The 20,048-nt window shown below is 66.8% G+C and carries 21 protein-coding genes; 8 read left to right on the forward strand and 13 right to left on the reverse strand.

What is annotated here, in order from left to right:
- Positions 1-60 precede the first annotated feature (60 nt).
- The gene (locus JOF56_RS54955; RefSeq protein ID WP_209647468.1) at positions 61-1,398 is read right to left on the reverse strand and encodes an MDR family MFS transporter; all 1,338 of its coding nucleotides are present in this window, start codon (positions 1,396-1,398) and stop codon (positions 61-63) included.
- 67 nt (positions 1,399-1,465) lie between these two features.
- Between JOF56_RS54955 and JOF56_RS54960 the strand changes: the two genes are divergently transcribed.
- Positions 1,466-1,996, forward strand: coding sequence for a PadR family transcriptional regulator (locus JOF56_RS54960; protein WP_209647469.1), 531 nt, complete (start codon positions 1,466-1,468; stop codon positions 1,994-1,996).
- Here the strand turns inward: JOF56_RS54960 and JOF56_RS54965 are convergent.
- From JOF56_RS54965 to JOF56_RS54975, 3 genes are all read right to left on the reverse strand, one after another.
- A complete protein-coding gene (locus JOF56_RS54965) occupies positions 1,993-2,295 on the reverse strand; it encodes a WhiB family transcriptional regulator (protein ID WP_209647470.1) in 303 nt (100 codons plus the stop codon). The genes JOF56_RS54960 and JOF56_RS54965 overlap by 4 nt on opposite strands.
- Before the next feature lie 184 nt (positions 2,296-2,479).
- Complete coding sequence (locus JOF56_RS54970; RefSeq protein ID WP_209647471.1) at positions 2,480-4,642, reverse strand: 3-hydroxyacyl-CoA dehydrogenase NAD-binding domain-containing protein; 2,163 nt, start codon at positions 4,640-4,642, stop codon at positions 2,480-2,482.
- Positions 4,643-4,657: 15 nt separating this feature from the next.
- The gene (locus tag JOF56_RS54975) at positions 4,658-5,872 is read right to left on the reverse strand and encodes an acetyl-CoA C-acetyltransferase (RefSeq protein ID WP_209647472.1); all 1,215 of its coding nucleotides are present in this window, start codon (positions 5,870-5,872) and stop codon (positions 4,658-4,660) included.
- Positions 5,873-6,003: 131 nt separating this feature from the next.
- Here JOF56_RS54975 and JOF56_RS54980 point away from each other — a divergent pair, with 131 nt between their 5' ends.
- From JOF56_RS54980 to JOF56_RS55010, 7 genes are all read left to right on the forward strand, one after another.
- Complete coding sequence (locus tag JOF56_RS54980) at positions 6,004-7,170, forward strand: TetR/AcrR family transcriptional regulator (RefSeq protein WP_307855713.1); 1,167 nt, start codon at positions 6,004-6,006, stop codon at positions 7,168-7,170.
- A gap of 23 nt (positions 7,171-7,193) precedes the next feature.
- The gene (locus JOF56_RS54985; protein WP_209647474.1) at positions 7,194-8,594 is read left to right on the forward strand and encodes a cytochrome P450; all 1,401 of its coding nucleotides are present in this window, start codon (positions 7,194-7,196) and stop codon (positions 8,592-8,594) included.
- A gap of 78 nt (positions 8,595-8,672) precedes the next feature.
- Positions 8,673-9,113 carry an NAD-dependent epimerase/dehydratase family protein gene (locus JOF56_RS61080; protein ID WP_372448347.1) on the forward strand — a complete coding sequence of 147 codons (441 nt, stop codon included), beginning with the start codon at positions 8,673-8,675 and terminating at the stop codon, positions 9,111-9,113.
- 165 nt (positions 9,114-9,278) lie between these two features.
- The gene (locus tag JOF56_RS54995) at positions 9,279-9,479 is read left to right on the forward strand and encodes a hypothetical protein (RefSeq protein ID WP_209647476.1); all 201 of its coding nucleotides are present in this window, start codon (positions 9,279-9,281) and stop codon (positions 9,477-9,479) included.
- 29 nt (positions 9,480-9,508) lie between these two features.
- Positions 9,509-9,832, forward strand: coding sequence for a hypothetical protein (locus tag JOF56_RS55000; RefSeq protein ID WP_209647477.1), 324 nt, complete (start codon positions 9,509-9,511; stop codon positions 9,830-9,832).
- Positions 9,833-9,871: 39 nt separating this feature from the next.
- Positions 9,872-10,183, forward strand: a complete 312-nt coding sequence (locus JOF56_RS55005; RefSeq protein WP_209647478.1) for a helix-turn-helix domain-containing protein — start codon at positions 9,872-9,874, stop codon at positions 10,181-10,183.
- A gap of 152 nt (positions 10,184-10,335) precedes the next feature.
- Entirely contained in the window at positions 10,336-10,554 is a 219-nt protein-coding gene (locus JOF56_RS55010; RefSeq protein WP_209647479.1) for a S1 RNA-binding domain-containing protein, read from the forward strand.
- Between the two features lie 41 nt (positions 10,555-10,595).
- Here the strand turns inward: JOF56_RS55010 and JOF56_RS55015 are convergent, their stop codons facing one another.
- From JOF56_RS55015 to JOF56_RS55050, 9 genes are all read right to left on the reverse strand, one after another.
- Complete coding sequence (locus JOF56_RS55015) at positions 10,596-11,192, reverse strand: TetR/AcrR family transcriptional regulator (RefSeq protein ID WP_209647480.1); 597 nt, start codon at positions 11,190-11,192, stop codon at positions 10,596-10,598.
- Positions 11,193-11,200: 8 nt separating this feature from the next.
- Positions 11,201-12,358, reverse strand: coding sequence for an acyl-CoA dehydrogenase family protein (locus JOF56_RS55020; RefSeq protein ID WP_209647481.1), 1,158 nt, complete (start codon positions 12,356-12,358; stop codon positions 11,201-11,203).
- Positions 12,355-13,506: an acyl-CoA dehydrogenase family protein gene (locus tag JOF56_RS55025; RefSeq protein WP_209647482.1), complete on the reverse strand. Its 1,152-nt coding sequence runs from the start codon at positions 13,504-13,506 to the stop codon at positions 12,355-12,357. The genes JOF56_RS55020 and JOF56_RS55025 overlap by 4 nt, the downstream gene beginning before the upstream one ends.
- Before the next feature lie 98 nt (positions 13,507-13,604).
- Positions 13,605-14,558 (reverse strand): ferredoxin family protein, encoded by a 954-nt coding sequence (locus JOF56_RS55030; RefSeq protein ID WP_245378803.1) that lies wholly within the window; start codon positions 14,556-14,558, stop codon positions 13,605-13,607.
- Between the two features lie 87 nt (positions 14,559-14,645).
- Positions 14,646-15,842, reverse strand: coding sequence for a cupin domain-containing protein (locus JOF56_RS55035; RefSeq protein ID WP_209647484.1), 1,197 nt, complete (start codon positions 15,840-15,842; stop codon positions 14,646-14,648).
- Positions 15,843-15,968 carry a hypothetical protein gene (locus tag JOF56_RS59925; RefSeq protein ID WP_255356715.1) on the reverse strand — a complete coding sequence of 42 codons (126 nt, stop codon included), beginning with the start codon at positions 15,966-15,968 and terminating at the stop codon, positions 15,843-15,845.
- A gap of 78 nt (positions 15,969-16,046) precedes the next feature.
- A complete protein-coding gene (locus JOF56_RS55040) occupies positions 16,047-16,931 on the reverse strand; it encodes a pyridoxal-dependent decarboxylase (RefSeq protein WP_209647485.1) in 885 nt (294 codons plus the stop codon).
- Positions 16,928-17,878: an LLM class F420-dependent oxidoreductase gene (locus JOF56_RS55045; RefSeq protein WP_209647486.1), complete on the reverse strand. Its 951-nt coding sequence runs from the start codon at positions 17,876-17,878 to the stop codon at positions 16,928-16,930. Before JOF56_RS55045 ends, JOF56_RS55040 begins: the two co-directional genes overlap by 4 nt.
- Before the next feature lie 26 nt (positions 17,879-17,904).
- The gene (locus JOF56_RS55050; RefSeq protein ID WP_307855714.1) at positions 17,905-19,992 is read right to left on the reverse strand and encodes a S9 family peptidase; all 2,088 of its coding nucleotides are present in this window, start codon (positions 19,990-19,992) and stop codon (positions 17,905-17,907) included.
- Positions 19,993-20,048: the final 56 nt, after the last annotated feature.

The following is a 20,048-nucleotide window of genomic DNA, read 5'->3' on the forward strand; positions in this document are numbered from 1 at the left end:
TAACACTTCTACGACGTCCGTCGGCAATGTGATACTCGTTGACGCGACGGACTGGTCACGTCAGTGCCTGGCCGCCATGAGGTCGAGATCCTCCATCGCCAGCACCGCCACCAGGGCCAGCAGCCCGCAGGCGACCCCGATGACCGCGATGGTCCAGCCGATCGCCTGCGTGGAGAGCAGACCCTGACCGATCGCCAGCCCGGCCGTGCCACCCAGTTGTTTGACCAGGCTCAGGCCTGCGGTGGCTGAGCCGACATCGCGCCGGTCCACCGCGGTCTGTGCCACGATCATGATGCCGCCCATCGAGGGCGCCGTGCCGATCCCGATCAGCGCCGTACAGGTGAGCGTGATCCACAGCGGGATCCCGTTGTCCAGCAGGGCAAGCGGCGCGGCGCCCATGGCGAGCAGGACGGCACCGGCGGCCAGGACGCCTTTGATCCGGCCGGTCCGCAGTGCCAGCGCGGCGGTCAGCCGGTTGCCGATGATCATGCCGGCCATCAGCGGCAGCACCAGCAGACCGGCCGCCGTGGCGCTGTATCCCAATGACTGCTGGAAGTACAGGCCGATGAACAGACCCACAGGCATCATGCCGACGGTGAACAGAAAACCCGCAAGCGACGCGGCGCTGTAAGTACGACTGCCGAAGAGCCGCAACGGAACCACGGGCACGTCGGCTTTTCGTTCCACCAGAACGAATACGACCAGACCGACAACCCCGACGGCCGTGATGGGCAGACCATTCGCGACAGTGAGGCCGACCAGGACCAGCGAGATCCCCAAGGTCAGCAGCAGTACCCCGGCCACATCGAACCGGCCGGATTCGTCGCCGGGAACTCCCTTGGGCACCAAGCGAGCCAGCACAAGGTAAGCGACCGCGCCGACCGGCACATTCACCAGGAAGATCCAGCGCCAGCCCCAGCTGTCGGTGATCACGCCACCGGCCAGCGGGCCGCCGAGGAAACTGATCACCATCATCCCGGCCATCAGGGTCTGCATCCGCAGCATGCCGCCGGACCGGTGTGGCGGATACAGGTCACGCACCAGCGTCATCCCGACCGTCATCAGCGCTCCCGCACCGATCCCTTGCAGGACACGGAATCCGATCAGCTGACCCATGTCCTGGGCCGTCGCGCACAGCGCCGATCCGGCCAGGAACAGCCCGAGCCCGGTGAGTAACGGGTTTCTCCGGCCGTACAGGTCGGCCAGCCGGCCGTAGACCGGGATCGTCACGGTCGAGGCCAGCAGGTACGCCGTCACAACCCAGGTCAGGCTCTGTTCGCCGTGCAGATGCGCGACGATCCGCGGCATCGCGGTGCTGGTGACCGTGCCGTCCAGAGTTCCCAGCAGAACACCGGCCAGCGTGGCCAGCAGGATCGCGCGCTTTCGCCGTTCAGTCACAGGTCAAGTGTGACCGGTCATGTACGACCGGTCAAGCTTGATGACTCTGTCGGATAAGGTTGGCCACATGTCACTTCGGCACGCTGTGCTCGCCACGTTGCTGCCGGGTCCGCAGAGCGGGTACGACCTCGCGAAGAAGTTCGACGAGGTGATGAGGGGCGCATGGTACGCCCGCCGCAACCAGATGTACGGCGAACTGGCGAAACTCACCGAAGCCGGGTTCGCCGAAGAAGTCGAGGAAGGCCCGCGCGGCCGTCGCGCCTACGCGGTCACGCCGGCCGGGCGTGCCGAACTTCGCCGCTGGCTGGTGGAAACCGAACCCGACCGGACCGTACGCGACGAGACAATGCTGCGCGCGCTACTGGTCTCCACACTGGACCCCGAGGACGCGCTTTTCGTGCTGGAACGCGAAGAGACAGCGCTACGCACGGAACTGACCGGCCTTCGGGCGTTCCTGGCTCAGCAGTCCACTGTGGAGAAACCCACCGATCCCATGATGCTGGGCCTGGAACTGCGCGCCGGCATGCTCGACGCGATGCTCAAATGGACAGTGGAGGCGGCCCGGCGTTTCCGGACCGCCCCCACTGCTCGGGGTTAGGCTGCGCGTCGGTGTTCCTGGCGGGAACGCTTGGCGAAGATGGCTCGGCGTTCGTCCTCGTCGAGGCCACCCCAGACACCGAATGGTTCACGGGCGCTCAGGGCGTGCTGACGGCACTGCGCGATCACCGGGCAGGCCTGGCATACCGCTTTCGCCCTGGCCTGGCGGCTACGACGGGCCGGGCCGCGCTCGTTGTCGGGGTGGAAGAAGACCGCCGACTCCTGGCCACGGCACGCGCCATGCAACTGCCAGTCCCACTGCTCGACCACTGGCTTGGGCAGTCGCTTCGTGTAAGTCATGGTGTTTGTCTCCCCACCCGTCATCCGCTTCCGCGGCTCGGGTACCCCAGGAGATCTCAGATGAATCACACTCGGCCGGGCCTGAATTTGCGGTTTGCGCCACTCTGTGGATGACACCGCGTTTTCCCTGGTCACAGCACCGGGCGGGTGGCCATGTCGGCCACCCGCCCGGTGAAAACCTCGGCTACTTGTAGATCTCGCCCTTTTCGGCCTTTTCCACCAGTGAGGCCGGCGGCTCGAAGTGGGAGCCGTAGCGTTCGGCCAGCTCACGGGCACGTGCGACAAAGCCGGCGAGGCCGCCTTCGTAGCCGTTGATGTACTGGATCACGCCTCCGGTCCACGGCGGGAAGCCGATGCCCATGATCGAGCCGATGTTGGCGTCCGGGATCGAGGTCAGCACGCCCTCGTCGAAACATTTCACTGTTTCCAGGGCCTCGGCGAAGAGCATCCGCTCCTTCATGTCCTCGAACGGGATCGTCTTCGCCCCGGAGCCGAAGGCGTCCTTCAGGCCAGGCCACAGGCCTGTGCGCTTGCCGTCGACGTACTCGTAGAACCCGGCGCCGCCGGAGCGGCCCTTGCGATCGTGGTCGACCACGAGCTTGTCGATGACGGCCTCGGACGGGTGCGCGACCCAGGTGCCGCCCGCTGCCTCGACGCCTGCCTTGGTCTCCTCACGGATCTTGCGCGGCAGGGTCAGGGTCAGCTCGTCCATCAGCTGCAGCGGCGGCGCCGGGTATCCGGCCTGGCTGCCGGCCTGCTCGATGGACGGCACCGGCAGGCCCTCGCCGACCATGGCCACGGCCTCGTTGAGGAACGTGCCGATGACGCGGCTGGTGAAGAAACCGCGGCTGTCGTTGACGACGATCGGCGTCTTGCGGATCTGCTGCGCCACGTCGATCGCCTTGGCCAGCGTGGCGTCGCTGGTGCGAGCGCCGCGGATGATCTCCAGCAGCGGCATCTTGTCCACCGGCGAGAAGAAGTGCAGGCCGATGAAGTCCTCCTGGCGCTGCACGCCCTCGGCCAGGCCCGTGATCGGCAGCGTGGAGGTGTTCGAGCCGAGCAGCGCGTCCGGGTTGACGAAGCCCTCGATCTCCTGGAACACCTTGTGCTTGAGCGACGGGTCCTCGAAGACGGCCTCGATGACCAGGTCGCAACCGGCCGCGTCCTCAGGCTTCTCGGTCGGGTGGATCCGGGCCAGCACCTCGTCGGCCTTCTCCTGGGAGATCTTGCCGCGGGAGACGGCCTTCCCCAGCAGCTTGACCGAGTAGTTCCTGCCCTTCTCGGCCGCCTCCAGCGTGACGTCCTTGAGCACGACCTCGATACCCGCACGGGCACACGAGTACGCGATGCCCGCGCCCATCATCCCGGCGCCCAGCACGAGCGCTTTCCGCGCGGTGTACTTCTCGTAGCCGTCCGGACGGGAGCCGCCGGAGTTGATGTGCTGCAGGTCGAAGAAGAACGCCTTGATCATGTTCTTGGCGACCTGGCTGGTCAGCAGGTCGACGAAGTAGCGCGTCTCGATCAGCGAGGCGGTGTCGAAGTCGACCTGGGAGCCCTCGACCGCGGCCGCCATGATGTTGCGCGGCGCGGGCATGTTCGCGCCCTTGAGCTGCTTGCGCAGGTTCGAGGGGAACGCGGGCAGGTTCGCGGCGAACGACGGGTTCGACGGCGTGCCACCGGGGATCTTGTAGCCCTTGACCTCCCACGGCTGCACCGCGTCCGGGTTGGCTTTGATCCACGCCTTGGCGTTCGCGATCATCTCTTCCGGCGTGGCCACGACCTCATGCACCAGGCCGATTTCCTTGGCCTTGGCGGGCTTGTGGCGCTGGCCCTGCAGCAGCACGTTCAGCAGCGCGTTCTGGATACCGAGCAGGCGCACGGTCCGCACGACGCCCGCGCCGCCGGGCAGCAGGCCGAGGGTGACCTCGGGCAGGCCGATCTGGCTTCCCTTGGCGTCCAAGGCGATCCGGTACTTGCAGGCGAGCGCGATCTCCAGGCCGCCGCCCAGCGCGGCACCGTTGATGGCCGCGACGACCGGCTTCGGCAGCAGTTCCAGCTTGCGCAGGTCGGCCTTCATCCCGTTGGCGCGATCGGTGATCGCCGCCGCGTCGGCCTTGCCGGTCTTGCTCATCAGCTTCAGGTCGCCGCCGGCGAAGAAGGTCTTCTTCGCCGAGGTGAGCACCACACCGGTGATGCTGTCCTGCTCGGCGTACAGCCGCTCGACGGTCTCGTGCATCGACGTCGAGTAGGTCTCGTTCATCGTGTTGGCCGACTGGTCCGGGTCGTCCATCGTCAGGGTGACGATGCCGTCCGCGTCCTGCTCCCAGCGGATCATGTTCTCGGTCATGGTTCGCCGTTCTCCTCAGACGCGCTCGATCAGGGTGGCCAGGCCCATGCCGCCACCGATGCACAGGGTCACCACGGCCCGGCGGGCTTCGCGGCGTTCGAGCTCGTCGACCATCGTTCCGGTGATCATGGCGCCGGTGGCGCCCAGCGGGTGGCCCATCGCGATGGCGCCACCGTTGACGTTCAGCTTCTCGTCGGGGATACCGAGGTCCTTCTGGAACTTCATCACCACGGACGCGAAGGCCTCGTTCAGCTCGAACAGGTCGATGTCCTCGATACCCAGGCCCGCGGTCTTCAGCAGCTTCTGGGTGGCGGGGGTCGGGCCGGTCAGCATGATCGTCGGGTCGGATCCGGTGACCGCGGTGGCCACGATCCGCGCACGCGGAGTCAGGCCGAGCTGCCGGCCCACTTCCTCGTTGCCGATCAGCAGGATCGCCGCGCCGTCCACGATGCCCGACGAGTTGCCCGCGTGGTGCACGTGGTTGATCTTCTCGACCCAGTGGTACTTCTGCAGCGCCACCGCGTCGAAGCCGCCCATCTCACCGATGCCCTCGAAGGACGGGCCGAGCTTGGCCAGACCCTCCACAGTGGTGTCCGGCCGCATGTGCTCGTCGTGGTCCAGCACGACAACGCCGTTGCGGTCCCTCACCGGGACAACGGACTTGGCGAAGTAACCGCCGGCCCACGCCTTCGCGGCACGCTCCTGCGAGCGGACGGCGTACGCGTCCACGTCCTCACGGGAGAAGCCCTCGATGGTGGCGATCAGGTCCGCGCCGACGCCCTGCGGCACGAAGTAGGTCTCGTAGTTGGTCTCCGGGTCCATCGCCCACGCGCCGCCGTCGGAGCCCATCGGCACCCGGGACATCGACTCGACGCCACCGGCGATGACCAGCTCGTCCCAGCCGGCCCGGACCTTCTGCGCGGCCTGGTTGACCGCCTCCAAGCCGGACGCGCAGAACCGGTTGACCTGCAGGCCGGCCACCGTGTCCGGCAGGCCCGCCGCGACGGCCGCGGTCCGGGCGATCACCGCGCCCTGGTCGCCGACCGGGGAGACCACACCGAGGATCAGGTCGCTGACCCGGTCGGTGTCCAGGTTCGGGTGCCGCGTGCGCAGCTCGTCGACCAGTCCGGTGACCAGGGAGATCGGCTTGATGCCGTGCAGTGAGCCGTTTTTCTTGCCCCGGCCGCGAGGCGTCCGGATGGCCTCGTAGATGAACGCTTCTGTGCTCACGCCGTCGTTCCTCTCACCCGCGCTGGTGCTAATGCTCATTCACATAATGGAACGAATCCGCAGCTTGTCAAGCAGAACAAGCTGATCTAGCTTTGTTATGGACCGATTACGAGACGGAGGTCACAAGACCCGTGAACACCCGGCCGCGCAACCGCAAGGAGCAGCTGACGGACGCTGCTGCCGAGCTGTTCCGCAGGCACGGCTATCACGGTGTCAGCGTCAACGACATCGCTGCGGCCGCAGGCGTGACCGGGCCAGCGGTGTACCGGCACTTCCGCGGTAAGCAGGACGTCCTGGCACATGTGCTGCTCTCCGGGCTCGACAAGTTCGGCCTGGTCACCGACGAGGCACTGGCCCGCGAAAAGCCACTGCACTCGCTGGTCGAGGCGGTGTCCGCACTGGCCGTCGAGCGCCGCGAGGTCACCGCGCTCTGGCGCTGGCAGGGCCGTCACCTGGACAAAGCCGACCAGATCAAGATCCGCAAGCGCGGCGCAGAGCTGATGGGCGACTGGATCACCGCGCTGCGCGACACGCGGCCGGACCTGCCGCCACCGGACGCCGAACTGCTGTCCTGGGCGGCGTTGAGCGTCTTCGGCAGCGTCGCCGACCACCACGTGAGCCTGCCCAAGCGCCGGTTCGAGCAATTGCTTGGCCAACTGGCGTGCACGGTCCTGCGCAGCACGCCCGCGGCCTCCTTTCAGCCGTCGGTCCAGGACTGGCAGCGGCCCCAGGTCCAGCCGTCCCGGCGCGAGGAGCTGCTGACCATCGCGACCAAGTTGTTCCGGGAACACGGCTATCGCGATGTGAGCATGGAGGACATCGGCGCGGCCGCCGGGATCGCCGGGCCGAGCGTCTACCGGCATTTCGCCGGCAAGGCCGAGCTGCTGATGGCGGCCGGCTACCGGATGGCCGACCGGCTCAAGATGGCCGCCCGGCAGGCGATCGAGACCGCGAGCTCGCCACACGACGCGCTCACCGCGCTCGTCCGATCCTATGTGGACATCGTGTCCCGGTCGGACGACCTGCTGTCGGTGTTCGCCAGCGAAGTCGGGCACGTGCCGGAACGCGACCGCAAGGAACTGGTCCGCGTGCAGCGCGGCTACGTCGCCGAATGGGTGACACTGCTGAGAACCGTCGCACCGCAATTGCCCGAGCCGGAAGCCCGGATCGCGGTGCACGCCGCGTTGACCATCGTCAACGACCTGACCCGTACGCCCCGGGTCACCGCCAGACCGGGGCTGGTGGCCGAACTCACCGGCCTGGCGGTAGCCGTACTGGACGAAGCAGCACATATCTAGATGGATAGCGGGAGGCAGGCGCAATGTCAGCGACGCACATGCCCGGAGCCACCAAGTTCGACGAATGGCTGCTCGAGAACACCTGGCGCAGAAAGGACTTCGGCGCGGTCCCGGCAGGCTCGGGCCTCAAACCGATCCCCGGCGACAGTGGTCTCCCGCTGCTCGGGCACTCGCTGGAGGCGCTGCGGCTGGGCCTGGACTTCGGGCTCAAGCGGTACGAGACCTACGGGCCGGTGTCGTGGATGAAGGCGTTCGGCATCAACCTCGTCGGCATCGCGGGCGGGGACGCGATCCAGGTCGTGCTGACCAACAAGGACAAAGCCTTCTCCCAGCAGGGCTGGACGTACTTCATCGGCCCGTTCTTCAAGCGCGGCCTGATGTTGCTCGACTTCGAGGAGCACATGTTCCACCGGCGCCTGATGCAGCAGGCGTTCACCCGGCCGCGGATCATGGGCTACCTCGAACACGTCGCCGAGGAGGCGGCCCGGGGCGTGGACGCGTGGCAGCCGGGCACGTTCCACGTCTACCCGGCGATGAAACAGCTGACCCTGGACATCGCGGGCAGCGTGTTCATGGCCTCCGAACTGGGCGCCGAGAAGGACGCGCTGAACAAGGCATTCGTGGCCACAGTCCGGGCAGGCACATCACTGGTCCGCTACGCGGTGCCCGGCAGCCGGTGGAACGCCGGGCTACAGGGCCGCAAGGTGCTTGAGGACTTCTTCCGCCGCAACGTTCCCGCCAAACGTGCGAGCGACTCCAACGACCTGTTCGCAGGCCTGTGCCACGCACGCGACGACGACGGCGAGGCGTTCACCGACGACGACGTCGTCAGTCACATGATCTTCCTGATGATGGCCGCACACGACACGTCCACCATCACCACCACCGCGGCCGCCTATTTCCTGGGCAAGGACCGGGACTGGCAGGACCGGGCGCGCAAGGAGTGCTTCGCCGCCGGGCCGGGACCGCTCGACATCGACGCCCTGGAAGGCCTGCGCGACCTGGAACTGGTGATCAAGGAGTCACTGCGGCTGGTGGCCCCGGTCCCCACGATGGCCCGCAAGACCGTCAAGGACACCGAGGTCCTCGGCCACTACATCCCGGCGGACACCATGATCGGCCTCGGTCCCTGGGTCAACCACATGCTGCCGGACTACTGGACAAATCCCGACGACTTCGACCCCGACCGTTTCGGCGAGGAACGCCGCGAGGACAAGTCGCACCGCTACGCCTGGATGCCGTTCGGCGGCGGCGCCCACAAGTGCATCGGCATGCACTTCGGAATGCTCGAAGTGAAGACGTTGCTGCACCGGATGCTGACCACATACGAGTGGTCCGTGCCGCAGGACTACCGCGTCCGCTGGGATTCCACGTCGCTGCCCGCACCCTCCGACGGCCTTCCTGTTGCCCTGAAACGGTTGTAATACGCCATTGCCGCGTACGCGGACGGTTGTCGGCCCGTACCATGCTGGTTCGCAGTGGTTCCGACAAGATGGGTTCTTGTGACGCGTCTACTTGTACTTGGTGGCTCATGGTTTCTTGGCCGGGCCATAGTTGACGATGCGCTGGCACGAGGCTGGCATGTAACGACTTTCCGGCGAGGTCAGTCCGGCCAGGACGCCGACGGAGCCGAGACTGTCCGGGGCGACCGCACCAACTCCGACGACCTGGCACGACTCGGATCGCGAGGCCTGCCCGACATCCCGGACAGCCACCGCTTCACCTGGGCATGTGAGACGTCAGCGGTGCCCTCTCCGCAGTCTCCCGCAGCTGCCTTGTATCCCTTGACGAAATCCAGCACGGACAGGTTCGCCTCTTGCGCGAGCTGTTCCAGTCGCGTTCGTGGCACCGACCGAGCCATCTGGTTCCCACCTCTCTGCAGCTGTCATCACGGTAAGCGCTGCCGCGAGAAAAATGAGGGACGACGAGCGAATGCACCCTGAAAGAGCCAAAGTGATCTCAGCATGCACTCCAGGTGCTCACCTTCCATTGGCGATGATCACAACGTTCGGCCAGTCGGGGAAGGGAGCGGCACAGTGGACAGCAAGATTTGCGCTTCCCGCACTCGGTCACGTCATGAGCTCAAACGTGAAAGGACTGTACGTGAAGTGCGCGACAGTGCGGCGGAAATTCTGGCTGCTGTTGGCACGGTCAAGCTCCGCCGCATCGCGCTGTTCCGTGCGACGAAATGGGCCGAGATCTCCACCGAGGCCTACCCGGATGACCGCGACCACGGCGACGACCAGTGGGTCCGCGCTGCTGAGTGGTTGCGGATCGGATGGAACCTTCCCTCGCCTGCGACACCGTGAAACAAATCTCTCACACCTGGAGCTCCACCATGGTCCACACGACTGACATCTCCACCACCCGCAGCAGTTCCCAGCCGCAAGCCGACGATACGGACTTCACGACTCTGGTGGCGGAGATGGTCGCCGACCAGGCGCCCCGCGTGTTCGCAATCGTGCTGGAATACGGCGAACAGATCGATGCCCAAATCATTGGTCGGGGTATGGCACTCGATGAGAGCGCCTACGTCACCACCGTCGACGGCAAGAACCAATACCTCCTGGCCGAACCGGAAAACGCCCTGAAGTATCTCCCCAGCCACCCCGACACCACCCCACACCTCGTATGGGCAGCCCCTCTCACGAACAACCAGTAGAACCACCAACGACACCGCGCGGTATCACTGGAGCCAAGATTGGCCAGAACCAGCCTCAGTCTTCCATTCAGTGGCAGCAGACTCCGCCACTGGCGCGAACGAGCCGGACTGATTCAGCAAGCCCTCGCCGAGCGCTGCGGCCTGTCTCGATTCCAGATCTCCCGTTGGGAGACGGGCGACGCCAAGCCAGAACCCGGCTCGCTCAGACCACTCGTGCGAGGACTGGCCGCCGCACTCGGTGATCACCTGGCACCTTTCGAACTCGCCGACCTGCTCGACAGCCCGTCCGATGTACAGCCGAAGCACAGACAGGCCGCCAGAGGACTGCCAGTGACCTTGGAGCGCCTCTGAGTTCTCTGATACTGTCCTGTCTGTGACTACCGGGTCGGCCATAAGCCATTCACAGACGGGTTTCCCGGTTCTGTCTTGAACACCTCACGGGCCCGCGGCCCGCCGTTCCTCCGGGTTCTTCTGAAGAGCTCGCGGAGGAGAGGAGGTGAATCATGACAGAAACCTTCGCATCGTTCATTGCCGCGCGTGACGCCGGTGATGTCCTGACTGGACGCGTTGTCAGCGAGATGCCGTTCGGCGTTTTCGTCGAGATGGCCGAAGGCGTGCACGGTCTGCTGGTCGGCGCCAAGCTGAGCGAGGGCACCGAGGTCCGGGTCAAGATCCTGGACATCGACGTGGAGAAGAACCGGATGAGCCTGACACAGGCCTAAAACGGGTGCGCTCCAGGCAAGGCGCCTTGCCTGGAACCCCGCTATGCCCTGGCGTGCAGAGTGGTGTCCAGGATTTCGGCCCAGCGGTCGATGATCCCGGCGCGTCGCTTGCTGTCGTCGGTGAGCAGGTTCGCCAAACCCAGGCCCCGCGCCATGTCCAGCGTCGCCTGCACGGTTTCCCTTACGCCAGGCGCTGTTTCGTCCACGCCCAGCAACTCGACGGCGAGTTTGTGCGCTTCGCGGCCGACGTGTGCCTCCAGCGGCACAACAAGATCGCGCAGCTGCTCGTCCGACGTGGCCGCGACCCACAGATGCAGCGCCGCACGGAAGATCTGGCCGGTGTACATCCGCACCACCAGGTCCACGACCGCACGCGTCCGTTCACGCCCGGACGGCAGATCCGCGCTGTGCTCGCGGATCCAGTCCGTCCGGACGTTGGTCACATAGTCCACCGCCGCCGCGAAAAGGTCCTCTCGCGTCGGGAAATGGTGCTGCGCCGCGCCTCGGGACACCCCGGCGCGTTCGGCGACCACGGCCACTGTGCTGCCGGCCCAGCCGAGTTCGGCGAGGGCCTCGATGGCGGACTCCAGCAGCCGTTGCCTGGTCGCACGGCTCCGGTCCTGCTGCGGCTGGCGCACGGACACTCCTAATAGGACTTCGGCAGGCCCAGTGAGTGCTGGGCGACGAAGTTCAGGATCATCTCACGGCTGACCGGGGCGATCCGGCCGACGCGCGCGGCGAGCACCAACGCGCCGAGGCCGTACTCGCTGGCCATCCCGTTGCCGCCGTGCACCTGCAGCGCCTGGTCAGCGGCCTTCGCGGCAGCTTCACCGGCCGCGTACTTGGCCATGTTGGCGGCCTCACCTGCGGCCATGTCGTTGCCGGAGTCGTAGAGCGCGGCGGCTTTCTGCGTCATCAGCCGCGCCAGTTCGATGTTGATGTGCGCGTCGGCCAACGGATGCGAAAGGCCCTGATGCGCACCAATTGGCGCGCCCCAGACACTGCGGGTCTTGGCGTAGTCGACGCCCTTGCCCAGCGCCAGCCGCCCGATGCCGGTGGCGAACGACGCCGCCATGATCCGTTCTGGGTTCAGGCCCGCGAACAGCTGCGCCAGCGCGGCGTCCTCCGAGCCGACAAGTGCCTCAGCGGGCAGGCGCACATCGTCGAAGAAGAGCGTGAACTGGCGGTCCGGCGAGACCATGTCCATGTCGATCTTCTGGTACGTGAAGCCGGGCGCGTCGGTCGGCACGATGAACAGGGCGGGCTTGAGCTTGCCGGTCTTCGCGTCCTCGGTGCGGCCCACGATCAGCACCGCGTCGGCGCCGTCGACCCCGGAGATGAACACCTTCTGGCCGCTGAGCACCCAGTCGCCGCCGTCCCGCCGGGCAGTGGTGGTGATCTTGTGCGAGTTGGAGCCCGCGTCCGGCTCGGTGATGCCGAACGCCATGGTCACCGTGCCGTCGGCGAACTTCGGCAGCCACTGCTGCTTCTGGCCGTCCGTGCCGAACCTCGCGATGATCGTCGCGCAGATAGCCGGCGACACAACCATCATCAGCAACGGGCAACCCGCGGCCGAGAGTTCCTCGCACACCGCGGCCAGATCACCGATCCCGCCGCCACCGCCGCCGTACTCCTCCGGCACGTTGACGCCCAGGTACCCGAGCTTGCCGGCCTCCTGCCAAAGCTCAGTGGTGTGACCACCTTCGCGGGCGACCTTGACGTAGTAGTCGTGGCCGTAACGCTTGCCCAGGTCGGAGACTGCCTTGCGCAGCGCCAGCCGCTCCTCGGATTCAACGAAGTTCATGCCGTAAACCCCAATCGCTTCGCGGCCAAGCCGGTCAGGATCTCCGAGGTGCCGCCACCGATCCCCAGGATCCGCATGTCCCGATACTGCCGTTCGACCTCGGCCTCCCGCATGTAGCCAAGGCCGCCATGCAGCTGAACCGCTTTGTCCACAACCCATTCGCCGGTCTCGACGGCGGTGTTCTTGGCGAAACACGCCTCGGCGATCACGTCCTCGCCGGCCAGGTACTTGACCGCGACGCTGCGCGTGTACGTCCTGGCCACATCAATCTTGCGAGCCATGTCGGTCAAGGTGTGCTGAACCAGCTGTCTGGAGATGAGCGGACGCCCGAAGGTCTCCCGCATCCGGCACCATTCCAGCGTCACATCCAACGCACGCTGCGCGGACGCATAAGCCTGCACAGCCAACGAAAGCCGCTCAGTCATGAACTGCTGCGCGACCTGGATGAACCCCGAGTTCTCCGCACCGACAAGATTGCCCACCGGAACGCGACAATCCACAAAGGATAGTTCAGCGGTGTCCGAACAAAGCCACCCCATCTTGTCAAGCTTGCGCGAGACAGTGAAGCCGGGCGTGCCACGTTCGATGACCAACAAGGAAATCCCGTGCGCGCCAGGATCCCCCGTCCGCACAACAGTCGTGACAAAGTCCGCCCGGCAACCGGAAGTGATGAAAGTCTTGGCACCGTTGACGATGTAGTGGTCACCGTCGCGCTTGGCAGACGTCCTGACCGACGCCACATCCGAGCCACCGTCCGGCTCCGTCACCGCGAGCGACCCGATCAGCTCGCCCGCCAACGTCGGCTTGACCCACCGCTCAACCTGCTCCGCGTCCCCCGCCTCAGCTATATGCGGCACCGCAATCCCACACGTGAACAACGACGCCATCAGACCACCGGACGCCCCCGCGTACAACATCTCCTCAGCCACCGTCAACGCGTCAAGATAGTCACCGTCTCCCCCACCAACGGACGACGGGAACGCAACCCCCAACAACCCAAGCTCACCAGCTTTGCGGTGCAGCTCACGCGGCAACTCCCCAGCCCGCTCCCACTCATCAAGATGCGGCGCGACCTCCCCCGCCACGAACCGCCGCACAGTCCGCCTCAGCGCATCCCGCTCAGGCGTCCGGAAAGGATCGGCGCTCACCCCCACACCGTGGCACGAACCCCCGCCAAAATCAAGCACGCATGCTTGTTTCTGACCGCAAGTAGTCTTCCAGCAGGCCTGCCGGGGGTGACAGACAGTCAGCCGGTTATCAGCTGGATGTTCTCGGTGATGTAGCCGGAGGGCTTGACCATGCCGTTGCAGCGGGTGGCGCCCTGGCCTATCTCGGCGCGGCGGGAGATGGTCACGTCGAAGGTTTCTGGGCCCGCGGACACGGTTACGACGCGGGCCTCGGACTCGAGGTCTGTCTCGATTGGACGTTCGGTGTGGGCGATCACGTCGTCGAGGCCGCGCAGGCCTGTGTGTTTGCGGACGGCTATCTCGGCGTATTGGGACCACGGGGTTGCGGCGGCGGTCCGGCCGCGCAGGTTTTCGGGCTCGACTTCGCCGTTGAGCGCGGCTTTGACCACCTGGTCGGCCTCGTTGGCGTCGAGTTGGCCGTGCAGGAAACCGTCTGGGACCACGAGGAGGTTGCCGGCCCAGCGGTCGCCGCCGACGTGGCTGACTTCCCAGGCGCGGCCGGGGTACTTGGCGCCGAGGGACGCGGCCAGCGGCCGGCCGAGCAGGGCACAGCACATGTCTTTGGTGCCATGGGTGCAGACCAGGAACATCGGGCCGGGGTGCGGCACGCCCAGGCCGCCGCGGCCTGCGACGATGGCGTCGAGGTCCACCTCGGAGAGTTCGCTGAGTTCGTCGATCCGAAAGCATTCCATCCAGCGGCCCTGCGGGCCGGTGCCGCCGACGAACACCCGGCGGCCGGGCAGATGGGGCTCGCGGGCGTGCCGGCCCGGCTGACGGATCAGCAACGTGCGCAGACCCTCGGCACGCAACTGTTCGACGTGTTCACGCTGCCCAGGGTCGGGAAATGCCTCGGCAAGCGCCTGCTCCAGTGCGTCGCCCGCCCATGGACCCGGATATTCGATCAACATCCAGGAACGCATGTGCGCCGCGGTCCCGGCTGGACTACCGCCGAGCATGCGCACGACCACTGCGCAGCCCGGCAGCTGTCCGCTGGGCGCTGAGGCGTCAGACATCTGGGCGGTCATGAGACCGGATACCCAGAACTGACGCTGCACCCATCCACGCAGCGACTTACGTTAGGCATACCTAATCTTACACAGCTAGCCGACAGCCAGCAGGCCCTGGGTGATCAACTCACCGAGCAGAGCCCTTACAGTCGCCCGATCGAGCGTCGGCGCGGCAATCCCGGCCAGCTCCGATATCGCCACTGTCGAGCCTGTGACCAGGGCGGACAGCACCGGCCCGGCTGCCCCGGCAAAGGTGAAGCGGCTGCCGGATGCGAGCAGCGTCACGGTCCTGTTGTCCTCGCCATATTCCAGAACCGCACGCGGGGTCAGCAGTCGGACTTCGGTGTCGTCCTCGGCGGGCAGCAGGTCCGACGTCGCGGCCCAGGGCAGGCCGATCCGCGTCAGCGCAGGTCCGTGGGCGTCCCGGTCCTTCAGGAACCGGTCGACCACGTCCGGCGTCAGCAGTGCCTCGATCCCGGCCCGCAGTTGGGCGGCATGCGCCTCACGCTGTTCCGCGGGGGCGAACCTGGGCAGGTCACGGCGGAATCGCTCGTCGACTCGCAACTGGTCGGCCAGCCAGGCGACCAGGTCGATGCCGGTGGCCGGGTTGAAGCCGATCGTCAGGTGCAGCGACTGCTCGCCGACCGCGGAAACGTCGTGCCAGTGCCCGCGTGGGACGTACAGCGCGTCGCCGTCCTCCAGCATGAAGTCGGCGATGGGCTCGGCCGGTGGCTGCGCGGGTGGCTCGACATCGCGATGCAACGGCGCCGGGCGCGTCGGGCCGTGGATACGCCACCGCTTGCGGCCGAAGATCTGCAGGATGAAGGCGTCGTGATCGTCCCAGTGCACGTCGAAGCCGTGGGTCTTGCCCCAGCCGGCGTACAGGTTGACCTGGATACGTTCCCGCAGGTCATGCTCCAGCTGGGCGGTCAGATCGGCGACCGGGTCGACAAGCTCCTGGACGGCGTCGAGCACGAGCGTGGCGCCGTTACGCAGATGCTCGGTCAGGGGCGCGGAAAGCAGCTTCGGGATGGGTGCCCCGCGCTTGGGCGTGACCATCTCGGTGTACGTGTGGGTTGGCACGACCTCGCCGTCCTGAGCGAGACGCAGCCGTGGGAAGTCCAGGCGGTGCTGACGCAACACAGTGTTGAGCGTCGACCACGGCATCAAAGAGGCGAACCGGCCGGCGGTTCCGGGGAACCGGTGGTGGGCCTGGCCCTGCACCGAGCCGAGAAACTGGCTGACCTCGAGCGGTGCCACGAGGTCAGCCAGGGTGAGCGGTGTGGCCACTCAGTCGTTGCCGTCGTTGTCGGTCACGGCACCGTTGGCCTTGCCGCGGTCGACCGCGGTGGTGAGCGGCTCCACGCCGATCAGCAGGCCACTGGCGGGCGGGGTGTTTGCTTGTTCCTGAGCCATCTGGCGACCTCACAGAGTGTTAGATGGAACCGAACATTCCGTAATGCCATGTCAGATTACGTGATCAACTGGGGGGATTCATCGGTCATTCGGGGTTGTTCCCAGTACCCGGACCTGATCCGTGGTGAGCAATCGCACGTAGTCATCCAGGGGGCGACGGCCGGTGACCGCGATCCGCAGCCAGGTCTGATCGTCCACTGTGGTCAGTTCCAGGCCGTCGCAGGCAAGGTCCGCCACGGCTTCGTCGGTCGCGGTCCCGGGCCGGAAGACCACTGTGGCCAGGGCGGGTTCGGCCCACAGCCGCAGCCCTGGGCGGGCCCGGATCTCGGCGGCGAGGGCCGTGGCGACGTCGCAGCGGCGCTCGGCCGACGGCCCGATCTGTGTGCGGCATGCCCGGAAGACCGCCGCCATCTCCGGATGCCCGATCATCCGCACACCGGTCAGCGAACCGACGTCCCGGACAGCAAGTAATCCCGTCGAAACCCCTAGTTCGGGCAATTCCACCGTCACCGAATCGGCCATTTCGATCCCGTCCAGTAACGGCCGCAACCGCTCGCTGAACAATGCCGATCCCCCGCCTGCGGCATCGACGTGTAACCACGAACCACGCAACCGGCACAGCCGGCCGATCTCCCGCAGCGGGTCGATCGTTCCGGTGCCGGCCGTGCCCGCGGACACCACGACCACGCTCGCGGCGGCCAGTTCGCCGAGTTTGGCTGGGATCTGGCCGACCGAGTCGAGCACGAGCGGCGGGGGCATCCCCAGCTGCTCGGTCGCACGGGCCACGCTGGACCGTGCGCTACGTGCACATACGACCTGAACGGGTGCGCCCGCCGCGTCCTTCTTAGCGAGCAACAACCCGAGCAGGTCGGATTCAGAACCGCCGTTGGTGATCACGGCGCCGGGTACCCCTCGCGGGAAGCACAACCGCGCGACGCTGGCCTCCATCGACGGTTCGGTCATTCCGGAGCCAGCGCCCTGACCGCCTCGCGTGGATCGTCACCGGTGGGCAGCACGTTGATCACCGGGGTGTCGAGACCCGCCGCGACGTACTCGGCGACCCGCTCGCGGCACTGTTGCGGACTGCCGTGGACGATCAAGTCGTCCACGACCTCGTCCGGGATCACCTGGTTGGCCGTTGCGCGGTCACCGGCCGCCCACGCGTCGTGCATCGGTTTGAGGATCTCGCCCCGGCCCAGCCAGTCGTGGAACGCCGCGTACACCGGAACCGTGAGATAGCTGCTGATCAGCAGCCGGCCGAGGCCCCGGGCGGCGGCCACGTCCTCGGTCGGGCAGACGAAGATCCGCGCCACGAGCTCGAAGTCCGGGCCGACCTCGGCCCTGATCTTCGGCACGTCGGATGGCGCCAGCCAGTTCGTGATCGCGCCGTCGGCCTGCTTGCGGGCCAGCTTGAGCATGCCCGGCCGCAGCGCCGCGAGCATGATCTTCGGCGGTGGCTGCGGCGGGCGCTCCAGCTTGAACTTCGAGATCTCGAAGGTCGGATACTTCTGCGACACCTTCTCGCCGGCCAGGGCCGAACGCAGGAACCGCACCGTGTCCCTTGTGCGGGCGAAGGGCTCGGTGAACTCCTGGGAGTTCCAGTTGGTCACGATCACCGGCGACGACGTGCCGATACCCAGCACGAAACGATCCGGCGCGAGCTCGGCGATGGTGGCCGCGGTCATCGCCAGCAGACCGGGACCGCGCGTGTAGACCGGGGCGATCGCGGTGCCCAGCCGCAGTCTCGGCGCCCACTCGGCGGCAAGGGCGAGCGGGGTGAACGCGTCGGTGCCCGCGGTCTCGGCCGTCCACACGTCGGTGTATCCGGCGTCGGGCAACTCCTTGACCAGCTCGCGGTGCTCAGCGAGCGGAACTCCGGTCAGCGGCAGCGTGATGCCCCAGCGTCCCATTCACATATTCCCTTCTTTCACAGTTGCTACCGGACCTTACCGAGTGCCTCATGCAGCCAGGTCGTCTGCAACAGAAGGAAATTCTCCGAAGTCGCCTCGTCCTGCGGCGTCATGTGCGTCACGCCCGGCAACGGCAACAGTGTGTGCGGGCGTCCGGCGGCCACGAGCGCGGACGAGAGCCGCAGCGAGTGGGCCACGACGACGTTGTCATCGGCCAGCCCGTGGATGATCATCAGCGGACGCTCCAGATTGGGCGCGTCAACCGGCAAAGAGTTGCGCTCGTACACCTCTGGGTGAGTGTCGGGATGGCCGAGGTAACGCTCGGTGTAGTGCGTGTCATAGAGCCGCCAGTCGGTCACAGGCGCGCCCGCGATCGCCGCGTGGAACACGTCCGGCCGGCGCAGGACCGCCAGCGCGGCCAGGTACCCGCCGTACGACCAACCCCGAATCCCGACCCTGGCCAGATCCAGGTCCGGATACAGCTCGGCAGCCGCGTGCAGGCCGTCCACCTGGTCGATCAAGGTCACGTCGGCGAGGTCGAACGCGATCTCACGCTCCCAGTCCGGCCCCCGGCCAGGCGTGCCCCGGCCGTCGATCACCAGCACCGCGAAGCCCTGATCCGCCAGCCATTGCGACGTCAGGTAGGCGTTCCGGGAGGCCAGGACACGCTGCGCGTGCGGGCCGCCGTACGGGTCGAGCAGCACAGGCAGCTTGCCGCTGCCGGGCTCGTGACCAGCTGGGAACAGCAGCGCGGCACGCAGCTCGCGGGCCCCTAGTTTGAGGTCGATGACCTTCGGCTCCAGCGGCGGCTTCACCGCCAGCGACTCGACTTTGCCGATCTGTTCCCGGCCGCGCAGGACTGTGACATCCGGACCGGCTTCACTCATCCGCCACGAGGTGAGGACCGTGATCTCGCCCGACCGGGTCGCCGAGTGCACACCGTCCACTGAGGACAACTGCGTCACACCGTCCGCGCCCGCACGGTAGACGTGTACCTGCCTCGGGTCGTCGGCCGACGCGGTGAAGATGACGTCGTCCGCCGTGTCGAGCACGGAACGCACCTGCAGGCTCGCGTCAGTGACCTCCTTACCGTCGATCACCAAGCGGTACGCGCCGTCGGAGACCGCGACCCGTACGAGCCTGCCGTCCGCCGTCCACGCGGGGACGCCCGTCACGATGTCAACCCAATGCGGGTCCGTTTCCTCGTGTAGCAGCTCCGTCGCGCCGTTGTCCGGGTTGAGCGTGCGGATCTGCATGGTCCGTTGGTCACGCGTCTCCACCGCCAGCAACGGCGGGCCGCCCGCCGACCAGTGCACGTTCGCCAGGTACTCGGTTCCGGTCCAGTCGACCTGGACCCGGCTGCCGTCCAGGCCGATCACCAGCAGGTTGACCTTCACGTTCGGCGTGCCCGCAGCCGGGTAGTGCACGGTGTGTGCCTCGGCGGCCGGGTTCGCCGGGTCGGAGATGTGCCAGCGCAGCACGTCAGAGCGATCCGTATGGGCCACGACCAGGCGCTGCCCGTCCGGCGACCACCAATAGCCGCGCGACCTGTTCATCTCCTCGGCCGCGATGAACTCCGCGAGACCGTACGCCCGGTCGTCGCCCGCGGGCACAGCCAACGCACGGTCACCCGTACCGTCCACATTGACCACACGCAGCGCGTTGTTCGACACGTATGCGACGTGCGTACCCGTCGGGTTCGGCCGCGGGTCGACCACAGGAGACGCCGTGTCCAACTGCCTGGTCTCGCCGGTGGCCGTGTCGGTGACGTACAACCTGCCCGACAATGCGAAAGCGACAATCCGTACGGCGCTGTCGGCAGCATTACCCACAATCCCGCTGGCCTGCTGCCGGGCGCGCTCACGGCGAGCGCGTTCCTCAGCGGACAGTTCCTCATCGCCGTCCGACAGCAGCACGGCCGGATCTGCCAGCACGGACTCCTTGCCGGTGGCCAGGTCCAGCTGCCAGAGGCTGTGCCGGCGCTCCTGGCCGGACGGGGAACGCAGGAACAACACGCGGCTGCCGTCCGGTGCGACCCGGATCTCCTTCGGGGTGCCCAGCGTGAACCGCTGGGTGCGGGCCTGCATGCGGAGGAACGATGTCTCACGGGTCACAGGGCGACCCTAACGTTTCTTGGGAAGCCCATTGGCGATCCTCAGGGTGTTCTCAT

Source organism: Kibdelosporangium banguiense (genome assembly GCF_017876405.1).
Lineage (GTDB): Bacteria > Actinomycetota > Actinomycetes > Mycobacteriales > Pseudonocardiaceae > Kibdelosporangium > Kibdelosporangium banguiense.